The 18243-nt window shown below is 47.1% G+C and carries 19 protein-coding genes; 18 read left to right on the plus strand and 1 reads right to left on the minus strand.

Features of this window, described 5'->3' with window-relative positions; genetic code table 11:
- Positions 1 to 7: 7 nt before the first annotated feature.
- Positions 8 to 1030, minus strand: coding sequence for a tRNA modification radical SAM protein MnmL/YtqA (gene mnmL / locus ACZ5V1_RS11860; protein ID WP_464389009.1), 1023 nt, complete (start codon positions 1028 to 1030; stop codon positions 8 to 10).
- Between the two features lie 86 nt (positions 1031 to 1116).
- On the opposite strand from mnmL, the gene ACZ5V1_RS11865 reads away from it, so the two are divergent.
- The 18 genes from ACZ5V1_RS11865 to ACZ5V1_RS11950 all read left to right on the plus strand — a co-directional run bounded on the left by ACZ5V1_RS11865 (position 1117) and on the right by ACZ5V1_RS11950 (position 18243).
- Positions 1117 to 2157, plus strand: a complete 1041-nt coding sequence (locus ACZ5V1_RS11865) for a rod shape-determining protein (protein ID WP_464387286.1) — start codon at positions 1117 to 1119, stop codon at positions 2155 to 2157.
- Positions 2158 to 2230: 73 nt separating this feature from the next.
- Positions 2231 to 3052, plus strand: a complete 822-nt coding sequence (gene mreC / locus ACZ5V1_RS11870; protein WP_464389010.1) for a rod shape-determining protein MreC — start codon at positions 2231 to 2233, stop codon at positions 3050 to 3052.
- A 26-nt stretch (positions 3053 to 3078) separates the two neighbouring features.
- Positions 3079 to 3567 carry a hypothetical protein gene (locus ACZ5V1_RS11875; RefSeq protein ID WP_160712750.1) on the plus strand — a complete coding sequence of 163 codons (489 nt, stop codon included), beginning with the start codon at positions 3079 to 3081 and terminating at the stop codon, positions 3565 to 3567.
- On the plus strand, positions 3551 to 5347 hold the full coding sequence (gene mrdA / locus ACZ5V1_RS11880) for a penicillin-binding protein 2 (RefSeq protein WP_464389011.1): 1797 nt from the start codon (positions 3551 to 3553) through the stop codon (positions 5345 to 5347). Before ACZ5V1_RS11875 ends, mrdA begins: the two co-directional genes overlap by 17 nt.
- Positions 5344 to 6459: a rod shape-determining protein RodA gene (gene rodA, locus ACZ5V1_RS11885; RefSeq protein ID WP_464389012.1), complete on the plus strand. Its 1116-nt coding sequence runs from the start codon at positions 5344 to 5346 to the stop codon at positions 6457 to 6459. The genes mrdA and rodA overlap by 4 nt, the downstream gene beginning before the upstream one ends.
- 54 nt (positions 6460 to 6513) lie before the next feature.
- Complete coding sequence (locus tag ACZ5V1_RS11890; protein WP_464389013.1) at positions 6514 to 6873, plus strand: bactofilin family protein; 360 nt, start codon at positions 6514 to 6516, stop codon at positions 6871 to 6873.
- 360 nt (positions 6874 to 7233) lie between these two features.
- Positions 7234 to 7650 (plus strand): ATP synthase F0 subunit B, encoded by a 417-nt coding sequence (locus ACZ5V1_RS11895; protein WP_464389014.1) that lies wholly within the window; start codon positions 7234 to 7236, stop codon positions 7648 to 7650.
- A gap of 28 nt (positions 7651 to 7678) precedes the next feature.
- Entirely contained in the window at positions 7679 to 8242 is a 564-nt protein-coding gene (locus ACZ5V1_RS11900; RefSeq protein ID WP_464389015.1) for a F0F1 ATP synthase subunit B family protein, read from the plus strand.
- A complete protein-coding gene (gene atpH, locus ACZ5V1_RS11905; protein WP_464389016.1) occupies positions 8239 to 8790 on the plus strand; it encodes an ATP synthase F1 subunit delta in 552 nt (183 codons plus the stop codon). The genes ACZ5V1_RS11900 and atpH overlap by 4 nt, the downstream gene beginning before the upstream one ends.
- 4 nt (positions 8791 to 8794) lie before the next feature.
- On the plus strand, positions 8795 to 10303 hold the full coding sequence (gene atpA / locus ACZ5V1_RS11910; RefSeq protein WP_464389017.1) for a F0F1 ATP synthase subunit alpha: 1509 nt from the start codon (positions 8795 to 8797) through the stop codon (positions 10301 to 10303).
- 18 nt (positions 10304 to 10321) lie between these two features.
- Positions 10322 to 11206, plus strand: a complete 885-nt coding sequence (locus ACZ5V1_RS11915; protein WP_464389018.1) for a F0F1 ATP synthase subunit gamma — start codon at positions 10322 to 10324, stop codon at positions 11204 to 11206.
- A gap of 19 nt (positions 11207 to 11225) precedes the next feature.
- A complete protein-coding gene (atpD, locus tag ACZ5V1_RS11920) occupies positions 11226 to 12635 on the plus strand; it encodes a F0F1 ATP synthase subunit beta (protein ID WP_464389019.1) in 1410 nt (469 codons plus the stop codon).
- Positions 12636 to 12655: 20 nt separating this feature from the next.
- Positions 12656 to 13060 (plus strand): F0F1 ATP synthase subunit epsilon, encoded by a 405-nt coding sequence (locus ACZ5V1_RS11925; protein WP_464389020.1) that lies wholly within the window; start codon positions 12656 to 12658, stop codon positions 13058 to 13060.
- 234 nt (positions 13061 to 13294) lie between these two features.
- Positions 13295 to 14668 (plus strand): bifunctional UDP-N-acetylglucosamine diphosphorylase/glucosamine-1-phosphate N-acetyltransferase GlmU, encoded by a 1374-nt coding sequence (glmU, locus tag ACZ5V1_RS11930; RefSeq protein ID WP_464389021.1) that lies wholly within the window; start codon positions 13295 to 13297, stop codon positions 14666 to 14668.
- Between the two features lie 37 nt (positions 14669 to 14705).
- A complete protein-coding gene (gene zapB / locus ACZ5V1_RS11935) occupies positions 14706 to 14942 on the plus strand; it encodes a cell division protein ZapB (RefSeq protein ID WP_160712726.1) in 237 nt (78 codons plus the stop codon).
- 6 nt (positions 14943 to 14948) lie between these two features.
- The gene (locus ACZ5V1_RS11940) at positions 14949 to 15245 is read left to right on the plus strand and encodes a cell division protein ZapA (protein WP_464389022.1); all 297 of its coding nucleotides are present in this window, start codon (positions 14949 to 14951) and stop codon (positions 15243 to 15245) included.
- A gap of 161 nt (positions 15246 to 15406) precedes the next feature.
- Positions 15407 to 16966 (plus strand): ribonuclease Y, encoded by a 1560-nt coding sequence (gene rny, locus ACZ5V1_RS11945; protein WP_160712722.1) that lies wholly within the window; start codon positions 15407 to 15409, stop codon positions 16964 to 16966.
- Between the two features lie 392 nt (positions 16967 to 17358).
- A complete protein-coding gene (locus ACZ5V1_RS11950) occupies positions 17359 to 18243 on the plus strand; it encodes a LytR/AlgR family response regulator transcription factor (protein WP_464389023.1) in 885 nt (294 codons plus the stop codon).

Consider the following 18243-nt stretch of genomic DNA (forward strand, 5'->3'; position numbering starts at 1 on the left):
AAACTGGCTATCGCGCCAAAAAGCCCATCTGTTTTGCAACAGCGTCATATTCAATGTCCCACTTATCACGTAGACGTCGTGGAAGATTCTCTCTGATGGTAAACCACAGTGGAATGCCATCAGGAGCATCGACTTCTTTTCCCTGCCATGTGTCACGGGTAACAAGCTCAGCCATAATCTTGTCTATCTGCTCTCGCTTGGAAATTCCCCAATCCGGAGCAAGCAATTCGCCAATAAGAGCATCACCTGTAAGCCGCTGGATGACCATAGTACTTGGAACTTTTGGCACTGCACGGACTATGGCATCAATAAATTCTTCCTCTGTCATGGGAATGTATTTGCCACTACGCCACATTTTTGCAAGTACTGTGTTATCTGCTACATATAGACTATGAAATTTAATACCGCGGATGGGAAGCTTGCTTACCATTTCTACAGTCTGTAAAAAATCATCAGTAGTTTCATTCGGTAAGCCCGCAATGAGATGCGCACAAACTTTGATACCGCGATCTGCAGCTAAATTCACCGCATGAACGAAATCTTCATAAGTATGACCGCGGTTTATCAATGACAATGTACGGTCGTGCGCGGACTGAAGCCCCAGTTCAAGCCAAATTTCGTCTAAATCCTGACTTGCGATAATATCTAACTTTTCTGAATCGACACAATCTGGACGAGTACCGATTGACACACCCATAACACCCTGTAAAGATGCGATAGAAGTGAGATTTTCAGAGAGTTTTTCAGCAGGCCCATAAGTATTGGAAAAAGACTGCAAATAGGCTATAAACAATCTCGCGTTTTGAGTGCGTGTATATTTATTATACCAGGCATCCCACTGATCATTCAAATTCATCCCCTGGATCCCCATTCCGGAACCCGATCCGGAGGGATTACAAAAGATGCAACCTGCACGGGAAAGAGTACCATCTCGGTTGGGACAGGTCGCCCCGGCATCCAGAGGGATTTTTTGTACACGTTCAGCAAAACGATAGCGAAAGTAAGTTGCCAATTGGAGATATCTATTCATACTTTTGAATTATTCTCTAATTTACAAGTTTTCAACAGGTTACGATGTAACAGACACATCTGATAGACCAAAGCAAGCGAGAGCATATGGCCAACGCATTAAATTTTCTTCTTGGAATGTTTTCCAACGACCTTGCTATTGACCTTGGTACTGCAAACACATGCGTTTACGTGAAAGGACAAGGCATTGTGCTTCGCGAGCCTTCCGTAGTTGCTGTAAAAAAAGACAACCGCGGCGGCAGCGTTGTACTTGCTGTAGGGCAAGATGCCAAGCGAATGCTTGGACGTACCCCGGGTAACATTCAGGCGATTCGTCCGATGAAAGACGGCGTCATCGCTGATTTTGAAATCACCGAAGCTATGCTCCGTCATTTCATTACCAAAGTCCACAATTCCCGTCGCCTTGTGCGCCCAAGAATCATTATCTGCGTACCAACCGGTATTACTCAGGTTGAAAAACGCGCAGTAAAAGAATCTGCTCAAAGCGCCGGTGCCCGTGAAGTGTACCTTATCGAAGAACCAATGGCAGCAGCAATTGGTGCGAACCTTCCGATTCAGGAACCTACCTCCAACATGGTAGTAGATATCGGCGGCGGTACAACTGAAGTCGCAGTCATTTCCCTTTCCGGTGTTGTTTATTCAAAATCTGTGCGCGTTGGCGGTGACAAAATGGACGAAGCCATTATGACACACGTAAAACGTAAATACAGCATGCTCATCGGTGAAGCGACTGCGGAAGACATTAAAATTAAAATAGCTTCTGCCCATACCATGATGGAAGAAGAAACATTAGAAGTAAAAGGTCGCGACCTAGTAACAGGTATTCCGCAACACATTACTATTACTTCTGAAGAAATCCGCAAAGCAATCGCAGAACAGGTTGACTCAATCGTACAGGCTGTACGTATTGCGCTCGAACAGACTCCTCCGGAACTTGCTGCTGATATCGTTGATCGCGGCATTGTTCTTACAGGCGGCGGCGCACTCCTTAAAGGTCTCGACCAGCTCCTGCGCGAAGAAACTTCCCTGCCTATTACAGTAGTAGACGATCCGCTCTCCACTGTTGTTATGGGTACAGGTAGAGCCCTTGATAACCTGGATATTTTGAAGGAGGTAACGGTCGATTAACTCCTCACTGAAACGCATATTTATTTTCCTGTTCACCGCTCTCCTTCTGTACCTACTGCTGCTCTCATGGAACATGCGTTCTGGCGCGGTAGATAGATTTGCTGCCAATACAGGGTTAGAATTCACCGGCGCTGTTTTAAAGCCCGGCAAATGGGTCGTACATAATGCTACAGACCTATGGAACGAATATATCTACCTGCAAGGTGTGCAACAAGAAAACGTGCGGCTGTTGACGCAAGTAGAAGATTTAAGCTTCAAACTTGCTGATGCCAGAGAAAATGTTGCCGAGTTAAAACGACTGAGGGCACTTATTAGCCTCTCTCCACCGCCAACGTGGAGCAGGGTCGCTGCCCGTGTGCTTTCTTACAGAATCGGAGTTCAGGCTGAACTGGATTCTATTATCCTTGATAAAGGCTATCTGGATGGCGCAAGCAAAAACACGCCTGTTGTCACCCATGAAGGAGTTGTGGGCCGTATTGTAAAAGCCGGTCCTACTACATCCTCCGCCCTGCTGCTTACCGATCTTAACAGCCGCATTGCTGTTATCAGCAGTAGCAACAGGACCCGTGGCCTTCTTGTGGGCTCTGGAAACCGCGACGAGCTACAGCTTAAATATGTCCCTATCAATGCACAGCTTGCAGAAGGGGAATTGCTTGTAACGTCCGGTCTCGCAGGTGCATACCCTAAGGGTCTGCCTATTGCCAAAATCGTATCCATTACGCATTCGGATATTTCGCTTTTCAAAACAGTAATGGCTGTACCGCTTGCCAGCTTAAGCAACCTTGAGGAAATCCTCTTGCTTCAGGCAACGCCCGCTACAACAGAAATTGTAGCCGAGTCTTTATCTGGAGAAACTGCTTCTTCTGAAAACGCAGAACAGAATACAACTAACTAGCGCTGTTTTCACACGCGGACTGGGTTATGCGAAAAAGTAGGCGACCTCTCTTTAAAAATATCTTCTGGTGGCTCGGCTATACAGTCGCAGCCATCTGGATGCAGTTTGCAATCGCAGGTGTGGATTTTTTCATGCCTGCGGTTATCTGCTCCATGCAGGAAGAAAATCCCCGACAGACTTTCTGGCTTGTTACAATGTTTGCCCTCATTCAGGAAGGCACAGGGGCCATAGCCTTTGGTTCTTCTACGCTTTGGTATTGTTCCGCACTGATACTTATGTATTATGGTCGATGGATGTTCGATGCGAACAACTTCTTCTTTATAGTACTGGTGTCATGCGCTCTAGGGTTCTGGAATTTAGGACTCACCATGCTGATGGCAAACTTGCAAAACTTCCAGGTCAATTTCGAACTGTTAGTCGCCGACAGCTGCTTGCTGGCCGGTATTATTCCTCTCGTATGGATTATTCTGTACTCACTACGGCAAGGATACCTGCGTAATGTCAATGCAACTTGATCCAGATGGCTACCAACCACCCAAAACAGGACTATGGTTATTGCAGGGGCTCGTGCTTCTGCTTTTTCTCATATTTCTGCTCAGATTCTGGTATCTGCAAGTTCACCACGGGGCCGACTTTGCAAAAAAATCCCGTGATAACCGAATTCGACAAGCACAAATCTATGCCCCTCGTGGACTACTGCGTGCCCGTAACGGCGAACTCCTTGCAGAAAACCGCCCTGCGTACGGTCTTGGAATTGTACGCGAAGATGTAAAAGACATTGATGCTACGCTCAAACAGATCAGTCTTTGGACAGGTGTACCGCTCGAGAATATCGAAAAAAGATACAAAAAGGGTCGCTGGCGTACCAAAGCATTTGAGCCTCTTTTAGTTGTTCCGACTCTCGATTTTTCCCAATTAGCCATAATAGAAGCCAATTCACTGGATTGGCCGGGTTTGGAAGTAATGACCCGCCCCCAGCGATACTATCCTGAAGGCGAACTCTTTGCGCACATCCTTGGCTATGTTTCTGAAGCTAACGAAAAAGAACTTGAAGCTATTAAAGAACTGGACCTTGGCGACACCGTCGGCAAACAGGGTCTTGAACTCATAAAAGAAGACACTCTGCGCGGCACAAAAGGCTTGCGGCAGATGGAAGTTGATATCTCCGGTCGTGAATACAACTCGCAGACACTTGAGGAACCGTCAGCCGGTTCTTCTGTCAGTCTTTCTATCGATCTTGAACTGCAACGCATTGCAGCCAAACAGTTAGAAGGTCAGGCAGGTTGTGTTGTTGTAATGAATCCCGACACTGGCGAATTGCATGCGCTTGTCACCACCCCTAGTTTTGACCCTAACGCGTTCACTCGCGGCTTAAGTCATAAAGAATGGGGCGAACTACGCGACAACCCCAAATTCCCGCTTCAGAACCGTGTTATTCAATCAGTCTACCCTCCTGCATCCATTTGGAAGCTGCTTATGGCAGGTCTCTATTTGCAGGAAGGTATCGATCCAAATGAGACCATTAAATGCAACGGTCAATACAAGCTTGGTAACCACACCTTCCGTTGCTGGAAAAAGTGGGGACACGGCCCTCAGAATTTGACCGAGGCCCTCGTGCACTCATGTGATGTCTATTTCTACGAAATGGGACAACGTATCGGTATCGATAAAATTGAAGCATTCGCACGCAAAAACGGTTTCGGTTCCAAAACCGGTATTGATCTGCCGCACGAACGCTCTGGCCTTGTCCCGTCAAAAGCATGGAAACGTAGACGGTTCAACCAGCCTTGGCAGGGTGGAGAAACAGTTATTACCTCTATCGGTCAGGGCTTTACTCTGGTAACACCCGTACAGATGGCTGTATTTATTTCTTCACTACTGAATGAAAAAGGTGAGCTTCTTAAACCAAACCTTTTCAAAGGTGCACCCAAAAAAGTACAGGGAATCTCTCCGCTAACACCCGACCAGAGAGCCTACATTGTTAAGGCAATGCAGGAAACTGTTGAAGCCAAACGGGGTACAGCACGTATCCTTCGCACTAAAAAGGCAATTGTCGGCGGCAAAACCGGTACTGCACAGGTAATGAAGCTGAAAATTGATGCAAACGACAACAGACTAAAAAACGAAGATCTCGAATACTGGCAGCGTGACCATGCGTGGATGGCTGCCTGGGCTAAGTTCAACGGTAAAAAATTCGTTGTTGTTACTATGGTTGAACACGGTGGCGGTGGTTCCTCCACTGCGGGTCCTATGATTCGTAATATTTTGAATTACATTTACGAGAATGACAAATGATTGCATTTGACAGACGCTTACTCACACACATGAACTGGGGATTGCTTCTCATTACAATCTTCTTGTTCGGCATCGGAGTATTGAACCTATATTCTGCAAGTGCATTTATGTCTCAGGAAGGTATGGCTGTAACGGCGTATTACCAGAAACAGCTCGTATGGGGCGTCATGGGCTTCGGTGCTCTTATCCTGTCCATACTCATCGACTACCGTCATTTAAAGAGTCTGGCATGGCCCATTTTCATTGTAACAATCATCGCACTTGCACTTGTTCCTGTAGCAGGCAAAACAATCTATGGTGCACGCCGCTGGCTTGATCTCGGCTTTTTTAACTTTCAGCCGAGTGAACTGGCAAAGATTTCCACAATCATCATTGCGGCACGCCTTCTCGCCCGTTCTGCACACCCGCTGGACTGGAAAGAACTTTTCATAATGCTCGGCATTTGTTCCATCCCTGCCGGACTTATTCTAATTCAGCCGGATCTTGGAACAACACTGAACATGTTGCTGAACGTTGGTGGTATTATCTTGTTCCGTGGCCTTACACCACGTGTTTTCAAAACATGTGCGATTGTAATCCCTTCACTTATTCCCGTGGGCTGGTTCTGCATGCTGGATTACCAGCGGCAGCGCGTGCTCACATTTCTTAATCCGGGGGATGACCCCCTTGGAGCAGGTTACCAGATTATCCAGTCACAAATTGCTATCGGTTCCGGCCAACTGACAGGGAAAGGCTTCCTTGGCGGCACACAGTCACAGTTGCGTTTTTTACCGGAAAAGCATACGGATTTTGCTATTGCTGTATTCGGGGAAGAATGGGGGTTTATTGGCTGTCTTCTACTGCTATCTCTATTCTGTCTCTTTTTACTGGCTATCTTTACCACCAGCAGAGATGCTAAAGACCGTTTCGGTTCTTTTTTATCCGCCGGCGTTTTCTTTTACTTCTTCTGGCAGTTCCTTATCAACATGGGAATGGTGATGGGTCTTATGCCGGTAGTTGGTATTCCACTACCTTTTATCAGCTACGGCGGTAGTGCTACGGTGGTTAACCTGTGCCTTATTGGCCTTGTCCTAAATGTCTCGATGCGACGATTTGTTTTCAAAACAGATTAACCTGTTATATGATTTTTTTGATGCGCAACGTGCGTGAGTAGAAAGGAGTCTCCAATGGCTAAAGACGAAATCAACGCCTTTTTAGGTTCTGGCACCGTTTACGAAGGCAAACTTAACTTTCAGGGCTCTGTACGCATCGACGGTAACTTTACCGGCGAAGTATTTTCAGAAGGCACACTGGTTGTTGGTAAAGATGCCAAAATGAAAGGCCAGATCCGTGTAAGCCAAATGATCCTGTCCGGACACATCACTGGTGAAGTATACGCTACAGAACGCGTTGTGCTGCACAAAACAGCCAACCTCGTGGGCACACTTCACACCCCTGCTCTCGTCATGGAAGAAGGCGCTAAAGTGGAAGGTCAAATCTCCATGAACGGTGCTACTGAATCCATGATTGTTGAACCTGCTGCGTAATCCCCGATCACGCTTTGATATTTGTTAAAAAAACCGCCGCAAGGCGGTTTTTTGTTTACGGTTACATTTTATAAAAAAAACCCCGCCACAATTTTTTACAACCATTATATTTTTCTTCATTTCGACTTGTGCAATAATGCGCTTATGCGTAACCCATCAAACTCACATAGTTAGGCTGATCAAACACAGCTGACCGACCATTGTTTTTTTCGTTAACGCACGATTATCAAGCACTCCCGAGCTACTGTTTAATTACACAGTAACCCTTTTTTTTAAAAAAGGTTTTGACACAACATAGTGAATCAGCTAATTCGGAAACGACTTTGAGCTTAAATTCACAACCTCACCAAGGGAGCAGGCATGATCGATTTGGATATTACGTTACTTATCCAATTGGTGAACTTCCTCATCGTGCTGGTTGGCTTGAACGCACTCCTGATCCGCCCCATCCGGGAGATTATCAAGCAACGCCAGGACAAAGTGTTAGGGTTGCTTGGCGACGCCGAACAGTTCGTCGAAGCCTCTGACTCCAAAATCAAGAACTACGAGAACGCTCTCATTGACGCGCGCAAAGCAGCTGTTGCTGAACGCGAAAATGTGAAAGAGGCCGCTCTCGCTCAGGAAGCAGGTATAGTAGCTAAGGCAACCGCAGACGCCCAAGCATCTATCGCCGCATCCAGAGAGAAAGTCGCTACCGATGTAGCAAAAGCAATGGAACATCTGAAAGGGCAAGTGGGCGCTCTTGCAGAACAAACCATCGCAAAAGTACTCGGATAGCCGCGTAAGCGTTGAAGGAGGGTTCGCTTTGAAGAAGCTGAGAACTACAGTCGGTGCATCGATTCTGGTACTGCTTATGGCAGGAACAGCATTCGCACAAACCGACGGACATGGCTTACCGTGGGATAACTTCGCATACCGCGTAATTACCCTCGCAGTCGTACTCGGCATCATCTGGTACGCAGGTGGAAGCAAAATTAAGGCATTCTTTAGTGGTCGCGCAAGCGGCATTGAAGAAGAATTGATTTCGCTGGAAACCCGCAAAGCAGATGCAAAAGCCAAGCTAGCTGACGTAGAGCAGCGCATTGCCAACATGGATGCAGAAGCCCAGAGCATTCTTGAAGAGTACCGTAGTCAGGGTGAAGCAGCAAAAGCTGCTATCATCGAGCGCGCTGAGAAGTCCGCTATTCAGATTACGGAACAGGCAGGCAAAGCCGCTGAAAACGAAGTAAAGCAGGCGATGGAGCAGATGCGTGAAGAAATGGCAGATTTAGTTGCCGATGCTGCTGAGCAGATGATTGCTAAGAAGCTCGACAAGAAAGGCCATGAAGCACTCATCGATAAATACTTAACTAAGGTGGTGCTCAGTTGACCGGTAACATCATAGCACGCAGATATGCCAGGGCGCTATTTTCCCTCGGCAAGAAAGCTGGTTCGGAAGAACTGAAAGCTTTCGGCAAGGAGCTTGATGCACTGGCTGGAGTGATCAAGAGCACACCTGAGCTTGGCAAAATATTCCGGAATCCAATCATCACTGTTGATGAGAAAAAAGCTGTTATAGCTTCTTTATTGGATCAAGGACAGGTTAGCGTGATTGTCCGCAACTTCTGCAAATTGCTCGCGGACAAAGAGCGTCTTTCCGCCATCCCGGAAATTCAAGCCTTTTACAATGTTCTACTTGATGCCGACCAGGGTGTGGTTCGCGGTGAACTTATTACCGCAATCAAACTTCCAAAGGCCAAGTGCGATAAAGTAAAATCCCAATTGGAAAAACAGGCTGGCCAGAAGCTGTTCCTGTCTTTCAGTACTGACGAATCCATTCTTGGCGGCGTAGTTCTGAAAGTAGGCGACAAGGTACTCGATGCTAGCCTTCGAGCACAGCTGGGTATCTTGAAAGAAAACATCAAGAGGGGTGAGTAGGGCCATGCAGATTAAAGCAGAAGAAATCTCCCAAATTATTGAAAGCCAGATCGAGAATTACGAACAACGTGTAGAAATGAGTGAAACCGGTACTGTACTGTACGTAGGTGACGGTATTGCTCGTGTATACGGCGTTCGCAATGCCATGGCCATGGAGCTGCTGGAATTTCCAGGCGGCCTTAAGGGCATGGTTCTGAACCTCGAAGAAGACAACGTTGGTGTTGCTCTTCTTGGCGACGACACAGGTGTAAAAGAAGGCGACTTAGTAAAACGTACTGGTCAGATCTTCTCCGTACCAGTTGGTGACGAAGTTATGGGTCGCGTTTTGAACCCACTTGGTCAGCCAATCGACGGCCTTGGTCCAGTTGACGCTCCTCAGGTTCGTCCTGTTGAGCTTAAAGCTCCTGGTATCATCGCACGTAAATCCGTTCACGAGCCAATGCCTACCGGTATTAAAGCTATTGATGCTATGACCCCAGTAGGTCGTGGTCAGCGTGAACTGGTTATCGGTGACCGTCAGGTTGGTAAAACAGCTGTTTGTCTCGACGCTATTCTCGCACAGAAAAATACAGACATTCACTGCTTCTATGTAGCGATCGGTCAGAAAAAATCTACCGTTGCTCTTGTAGCAGATACCCTTAAGAAGCACGGCGCGATGGAATACACAACCATCATCTCCGCTACCGCTTCTGAGCCGGCACCATTGCAGTTTATTTCTGCATACACCGGTTGTACCATGGCTGAGCACTACCGTGACAACGGCAAGCACGCACTCATCGTATACGATGACCTGTCCAAACAGGCTACTGCGTACCGCCAGATGTCTCTCTTGCTCCGTCGCCCTCCAGGACGTGAAGCGTTCCCGGGTGACGTATTCTATCTGCACTCCAGACTTCTTGAGCGTGCAGCTAAAGTTAACGACAGTCTTGGCGCTGGTTCAATGACAGCTCTGCCTATCATTGAAACTCAGGCTGGCGACGTATCTGCATACATTCCTACCAACGTAATTTCTATTACTGATGGTCAGGTTTACCTCGAGCCAAACCTCTTCAACGCTGGTATCCGTCCTGCGATTAACGTAGGTCTTTCCGTATCACGTGTTGGTGGGGCTGCTCAGATTAAGGCTATGAAGCAGGTTGCAGGTACAATGCGTCTTGATCTTGCTCAGTACCGTGAACTCGCAGCGTTTGCTCAGTTCGGTTCTGACCTTGATAAAGCTACACAGGCAAAACTTAATCGTGGTGCCCGTCTCGTTGAGCTGCTTAAGCAGCCTCAGTACGAGCCAATGGAATTCTGCGATCAGATTTCGTCTATGTACGCTGCTACTCGTGGTTTTATGGATGACGTTGAAGTTGACCGTATTCGTGAATTCGAATCCGGATTACTTGACTTCCTTCGTTCTTCTAAGTCCGACATTCTTGCTGACCTCAAAGAACGCGCCGTCATTGACGACGATCTTGAAGGTCGCCTGAAAGCCGCTATCAACGAGTTCAAAAAAAGCTTTAGCGCTTAAGGATTGGAGGTGTAGTTTATGCCTTCATTGAAAGATGTCCAGCTACAGATTGCCGGGGTTAAGAAAACCAAGCAGATTACAAAAGCAATGAACATGGTTGCTTCTGCAAAACTGCGTGGTGCTCAGTCTCGTATCGAACGCTTCCGCCCCTATGCGGAAAAATTCTACGAAATGCTGGGTGATCTTGCCAGCAAAGCAGACGAGAATGCACATCCACTTCTTGAAGTCCGTGAGGAAATCAAAACTTGTGCGATTGTGCTAGCAACTTCCGACCGTGGACTTTGCGGCAGCTTTAACGCGGGCCTTATTTCTAAGGCTGGCAAGCTCGCCAAAGCAAAGACTGCGGAAGGTAAAGACGTTAAATTCTACTGCGTAGGTAAGAAAGGACGCGATTTTGCCAAAAAATCTGAGTTTGACCTTGTAAAAGGTTACCCGGATTCCATGGGCAATTTTGACTTCTCTCTTGCTAACGAGCTCGGAATGGAACTTATCCACTCCTACCTCAGCGGTGAATTTGATGAAGTTGTACTCATTTACGGTGAATTCGTGAGCATGGGTAAACAGGTTCCTGTTGAACAACAGATCCTGCCTATGTCCTCTGATGAAGCACCTGAGGTTGAAGAAGATACCTCAGGCGTTAAAAAAGAGTTTATTTACGAACCAGCTGTAGAAGGTCTTCTTGCAGAACTTCTGCCCCGCTTTATTAAGGTCCAGATTTATCGTGGCCTGCTTGATACCTCTGCATCAGAACATGCAGCTCGTATGGCAGCCATGGATAATGCCACAAAGAACTGTGACGAAATGGTCGACAACCTGACTCTTATCTACAACAAGACTCGTCAGGCCGCCATTACCAGTGACCTAATGGATATTGTCGGTGGCGCTGAAGCGCTGAAAGGATAAGTAAGGGAGCGAATAAGCTATGGCTAACGTAGGTAAAATCGTTCAGGTTATCGGCGCGGTTGTTGATATCGAGTTTGCCGATGGCAACCTGCCGAATATTCTGAATGCTGTTAAAATTGAAAACCCGAATAACACCGACGCCCCTGTGCTCATCTGTGAAGTAGCACAGCACCTCGGCGACAACGTAGTTCGTACCATCGCGATGGACGCTACTGAAGGTCTTGTTCGTGGTATGGAAGTACTCGATACTGGCGCAGCTATTACTGTACCAGTTGGTGATGCTTCCCTTGGCCGCATCATGAACGTTGTTGGTGTTCCAGTGGATGAAATGGGCCCTATCGATGCTAAAAAGATGATGCCTATTCACCGCCCTGCTCCGTCTTTCACAGAGCAGGACACTAACGTTGAAGTTCTTGAAACCGGTATTAAAGTTGTTGACCTCCTCATTCCATTCCCTAAGGGTGGTAAGATGGGTCTCTTCGGTGGTGCTGGTGTAGGTAAAACCGTTATTCTCATGGAAATGATTAACAACATCGCTAAGCAGCACGGTGGTATCTCCGTATTTGCTGGTGTTGGTGAACGTACCCGTGAAGGTAACGACCTTTACCATGAAATGAAAGACGCGGGCGTTCTTGAGAAAGCCGCCCTCGTATATGGTCAGATGAACGAACCTCCGGGAGCACGTGCACGTGTTGCGCTTACTGCTCTCACCTGTGCGGAATACTACCGTGATGAAGAGAACCAGGACGTGCTTCTCTTCGTTGACAACATTTTCCGCTTTACCCAGGCTGGTTCAGAAGTATCTGCTCTCCTCGGTCGTATGCCATCAGCGGTAGGCTACCAGCCTACTCTCGGTACTGACCTTGGTGGCCTTCAGGAACGTATTACATCCACAACCAAAGGTTCTATTACCTCTGTTCAGGCTGTATACGTACCTGCTGATGACTTGACTGACCCTGCTCCGGCAACCACATTCTCTCACCTTGACGGTACTCTCGTACTTTCTCGTCAGATTGCGGAACTTGGTATTTATCCAGCGGTTGACCCGCTTGACTCTACCTCCCGTATTCTTGACCCGAACGTTGTAGGTGAAGAACACTACAATATCGCTCGTGAAGTGCAGATGAGCCTCCAGAAGTACAAAGATCTTCAGGATATCATCGCAATTCTCGGTATGGACGAACTCTCTGATGATGACCAGCTCGTGGTAGCACGCGCACGTCGTATTCAGCGTTTCCTTTCCCAGCCGTTCCACGTAGCGGAAGTATTTACCGGCACCCCTGGTGAGTACGTAAAACTTGAAGACACCATCAAAGGCTTTAGAGGCATTCTTGACGGTGACTACGACCACATGGCCGAAAACGACTTCTACATGGTCGGCGGCATTGAAATGGCTATCGAGAAGTACAACCAGGGTCAGCAGGCTTAATCCCTAAAAGGAGCTGACTTATGGGAAATAAACTTCGTCTCGAGATTGTAACGCCAGATCGGCTCGTACTTAGTGAAGATGTGGACTATGTAGGTGCACCTGGACACAACGGTGAGTTTGGTATTTTGCCAAATCACATACCGTTCCTTGCTGCACTTCAGATCGGTCCTTTGCACTACAATGTTGGTGGCCAGACACGTTACGTGTTTGTCTCCGGCGGTTTTGCAGAGATCTCCGAGAACAAAGTAACCATCCTTGCTGAAGCTGCTGAGCGTGCTGAAGATATCGATCTCGGTCGTGCTCGTCAGGCCAGAGAGCGTGCTGAGCAACGTATGTCCATGGAAATGGACGCAGTTGACTACGCTCGTGCACGAGCAGCTCTTGCTCGTTCACTTCATCGCCTCAAAGTGCGTAATCCTGAATAATATTCAGATTATCGTAATAGTAAGAGCAGGCTGTTTTCGAACAGCCTGCTTTTTTTATAATTAAATATTCCAAGCCACTGCATCACAAACAATCCCTTCCAGCCCCCTTTCCACGCCACTCCCAGTCTTTTCCTTATAAATTCAATTATACGTTTCTACTAGACAAGTCCCTGCTCACACACGTAGTACATATGCGTTAGAAGTACTTGTTACCATGGTATCTCAGGAGTAAGAATGTCTGCCAGAGAAACAATCGGAGCACTTGTGCTTGCTGCGGGTAAAGGTACCCGCATGCATTCTGACAAGCCAAAAGTTCTTCAGGAACTTTTAGGCGCACCAATGCTCCGTTATGTATATACAGCTTTAGACCCGCTCTTCGGAGAAGGCATTTGGACCGTAGTTGGTCATCGATCAGAAATGATTGAACAAAAATTTGCCGGCGAAGAACGTAATTTTATTCACCAAACCGAACAGCTCGGTACAGGACACGCATTACAAACTGCATGGGACGAACTCGTAGAGTCCGGTCTATCTCATGTTCTTGTTGTTAATGGTGACACTCCTCTATTACCGCAGCCCCGGCTCATCAATTTTCTAAAAGAGTCTCTCTCCAATAACGCTGATATTGGGTTCATGACTCTTACCCTTCCACATCCCGGCTCATTCGGCCGCGTTGTGCGTCATCTTGGCGATGTAGCTGCTATTATCGAAGCGAAAGACTACGATGAAAATCTACATGGCCCAGAGCCCCGTGAAATCAATGCAGGTATCTACCTGCTCAATATCGCAAGTGTTACACCGCTTCTCAAACGCCTTTGCAACGAGAACAAGAGCGGTGAATATTATATTACAGATCTCATAGGATTTGCTGTTCAAGAACAGATGACCGTTGCCGGTGTAGAATGTGGCAACGACCCGCAACTGCTCGGCATCAACAATCCTGCGGAACTCGTGCGTTCTGAATCCCTGCTTCGTGCCACTCTTGTTATGGAATGGCTTGAACAAGGTGTAACCATCCATGCGCCGGAATACGTGCGCCTTGGACCAATGGTAACGCTTGAGCCGGGTGCCGTACTGCATGGCCCGTGTGAACTCTATGGGAATACCCATGTGAAACGCGGTGCAGAAATTTATTCTAACACTTGGATTAAAGATTCCACTTTAGCAGAAGGGTGTGTTATTCATCCATTTAGCCACCTTGACGGTGCAACTGTAGGGAACGACTGTACAGTAGGTCCTTACGCACGGCTTCGTCCCGGTGCTGTCATGGAACAAAGTGCCAAAGTCGGCAACTTTGTAGAAATGAAAAAAACCGTATTGGGAGAAGGCTCCAAAGCAAACCACTTCACCTACCTTGGTGATACTGAAGTGGGTACTGGTGTTAACATTGGCGCAGGTACAATTACATGTAACTACGACGGCGTTAACAAGTACAAGACAATCATCGAAGACAATGCCTTCATCGGCTCCAACTCTTCTCTGGTTGCCCCAGTTTGCGTGGGAAAAAATTCCCTTGTTGGAGCAGGCTCCGTTATAACAAAAGATATTCCTGAAAACACTATTGCAGTTGCTCGAGGCAAGCAGAAGAACTTGCCCAAAAAATGCTAGTATTGATTTCTCGTACCAAAAAGGATAGTTAAAGCTTATGGAACTTATAGACCGTTTAGAACAAAGATTAGAATCTCTTCTCGAAGAAGTAGAGTTGCTTAAGAACGAAAATATTCAGCTTAAAGAAGAAGTTGAAGTAAGTCTTTCTGTGCTCGAAGAAGAGAATCGCTCCTTGAAGGACGAATTGGAACAAGAACGTTCCACGAAAGATGCAGTTATGGGCCGCATTGACGGTCTGCTGTCTAAGCTTTCAAACCCTACAGACTCAATGTAATAAGCTATGCGCAGCTTCACTCTGAAGATACTCGGCACCGAGGTCTCTTTCAAATCGGAAGCAGACCACGACGCTGTCGAACGGGCGAAAATTCTTGTAGAAGACCGTTTTAACACGCTCTACAGTCCGGGTATGCCTATAAGTAAGGAAAAGTTGCTCATCTTCCTTGTCTTGGGGCTTGCAGATGATTATTTGCTTACAGCAGACAGGCTGCTAGCGCTTGAACAACGATTAGAACGATTAACAACGAGAGTGGAAGGCTGTGCAGATAATGACGCAGCAACACAGGATACCGTGTCTTAATTCGACATTTTCCTGCTCGCAATACGCCATACTGTATTAATTAAGATAGACAGTCGGGGCTTTTTTTTTCCACTCTCCCTTTATATATAAAGGCACATTTGTGCTCTAAACATGTACATCTCAGATTCACAGAATCTGTGTGTAATAACGGGAGAAAAGGTATGAGTCTGATATCACTCGGGCTCGTCCTTGTTGGTGCTATTATTGGAGCTGGCTCCGGATACGCACTGCATAAAGTTGTTTCCTCTAAGCGATTGGGTGACGCGAAGGAACTATCCACACGCATCATTGAAGAAGCTCGTAAGGAAGCACAGGCTCAAAAGAAAGAAATTATTCTTCAGGGTCAGGACGAGATATACAAACAGAAGCGCGAACTTGACCGTGAATTTAAAGACCGTGAGAATGAAACTAAAGCTCGCGACCGTAAAATTCAGGAACTTAGTGAACGCGTAGAACGTAAGCGCGAACAGGCTAACCAGAAAGAACAGGAACTGCTTTCTCTGGAAAAAGACCTCACTCGCAAAGAACGTAAAATCGAAGATAAAATTGCACTGCTCGACTCCAAACTTGATGAGCAGGAACTGAAATTACAAGAAGTATCTGGCCTTACCATTGAAGAAGCGAAAGAACGCCTCTTCAGCGAAGTGGAAGCACGTACTAAGCACGAAGCTGCTAAAATGGTTCGCCAGATTGAAATGGAAGCAAAAGAGACTGCTAACCGCAAATCTCAGCACATTATTGCTACTGCTATCCAGCGCTACGCAGGTGACTACGTTGGTGAACAGACTGTTACCGCTGTTACCTTGCCAAGCGAAGATATGAAAGGACGCATCATCGGCCGTGAAGGGCGCAACATTCGCGCTATCGAAGCAGCCACCGGTGTTGACCTTATTATTGATGATACTCCTGAAACAGTCATCCTTTCTGCATACAGCCCGCTGCGTCGCCAGATTGCCAAAATGGCACTCGAACGTCTCATCAGCGACGGCCGTATTCACCCTGCACGCATCGAAGATGTTGTTGGCAAGGTTAAGGAAGAGCTTGAAGTTCAGCTTCGTGAAGTTGGCGAACAGGCCACTTTCGATGCTGGTGTTCACGGTATCCATCCTGAGCTTATTAAGTTCCTCGGTCAGCTTAAATACCGCACAAGTTTCTCCCAGAATGTTTTACAGCACTCTCTGGAAGTTTCTTCTCTCTGTGGAATGATGGCTGCTGAGCTTGGCCTTGATATTAAAAAGGCTAAACGTGCAGGCTTACTGCATGACCTTGGTAAAGCTATCGACCATGAAGTTGAAGGCCCGCACGCACTTATCGGTGCTGATCTGGCTAAAAAATACGGTGAAGCTAAAGACATCGTGCATGCAATTGCAGCGCACCATGAAGATACTCCACCGACCACTGCTCTTGCTGTTCTCGTTCAGGCTGCGGACTCCTTGTCCGGTGCTCGTCCAGGCGCTCGTAAAGAACTCCTTGAGAACTACGTTAAACGCCTCGAAGAACTCGAAGGCATTGCAACAGCATTTGATGGCGTAGCAAAAGCATACGCTATTCAGGCTGGTCGCGAAATCCGCGTTATGGTTAACTCCGATAACGTAGATGACGATTCCACCTACCTGCTCTGTAAAGAGATTGCTGATAAGATTGAAAACAATCTTACCTACCCGGGTCAGATTCGCGTAACCGTAATTCGCGAACGCCGAGCAGTAGGCTTTGCTAAGTAGCAAGACGCTCTCTTAAGAACGTAAGAAAGGCCGCACATTGTGCGGTCTTTTTTTATATCTAAAGAAATGCTGTCAGGAAGATATATTTTGGGACTAGGCAAGCGCCTTGGGTGAAAAACACTCAAACCTAGTGCACTTGTTTTGTATAGCTCTCAGGTTCGCCTACGGTCGACAGACGCTTTCCCCTCCACCAAAAAAAATGACGCCCCTTCGACTGCGAATTTATTGATATCAAATGTTATCCTTTGCTGATTATTCCATATTTCGGTACGAATTCACTGTTCAACCAGAGAAGTACGAGTTTCCCTTCACATGATGCTGTTGAGAATGTAGTATTGTGCGAGTCAGTTATGTAAATATTTTTTTCAGCTTTCAAATCACGGTTGCCTACTATGTTACCAACACTACTTGTTCATCCAGATCCGGAAATCCGAACACAGCTCCGAAAGTTTTTCGAGCCTGTCGATTTCGTGCGTATAGTGGGCGAGGCCGTGCATGTTGATGAGGCACTGGAATTACTCAGTGCCATTGAATACGCTGTTCTTGTAGTCGCTGTTTCCATCAAGGAACCACGCGACGGCTTTGAACTTACACGGCGCCTCCGCGGACGTACCAAACAACCGGCTCTCATTTTTCTGGCAGATAACGAGGACGACGCATTTACAGCGTTTGAACTCGAAGCCACAGATTATCTCATCTTCCCTTGCACAGAAGAACGGTTCGCGCGTTCTGTTTCGCGTCTTGAGCAATTCAAAATGCATTTCAACCTCGCGCAAGAACCTTCAACACAATGGCAGGAGCCGACTGTTCGAGACGTTGCCGAAGTTGAGGATGAGGAACCGGAACAGACTCTCCAACTTCCTTTGGAAGAAGAAGAGCAGGATCAGTTCCTCAACGCATTGCGACAAGCATGGGAGCTTACGGAAAAATTTCGCCCAGCAGAAATTGAAAAACTTGCCATCACCTCCGGCGGGCGTACGATGTTGCTGCCGTATAACGAGATTATTTTTATTGAAGCCAACGAAGACTACACCTATGTCCACACCGCCTCCGGAAAACACCTTACTTCGTATAGGTTGAAAATTTTGGAAGCGAGATTACGCCCGCATAATTTTTTCCGCGCGCATCGTAAATTCCTGGTCAATTTGGACATGGTTACAGAAATCGCATCACTCCCCGGTTCCAACTTCATGTTGAGAACTGCCGGACGTACCCGTATTGAAATTCCTATCAGCCGCAGGCGGTTAGGTGAACTCAAACAAGTTCTGGGGCTATAG

It is taken from the genome of Halodesulfovibrio oceani subsp. galateae (genome assembly GCF_055397225.1).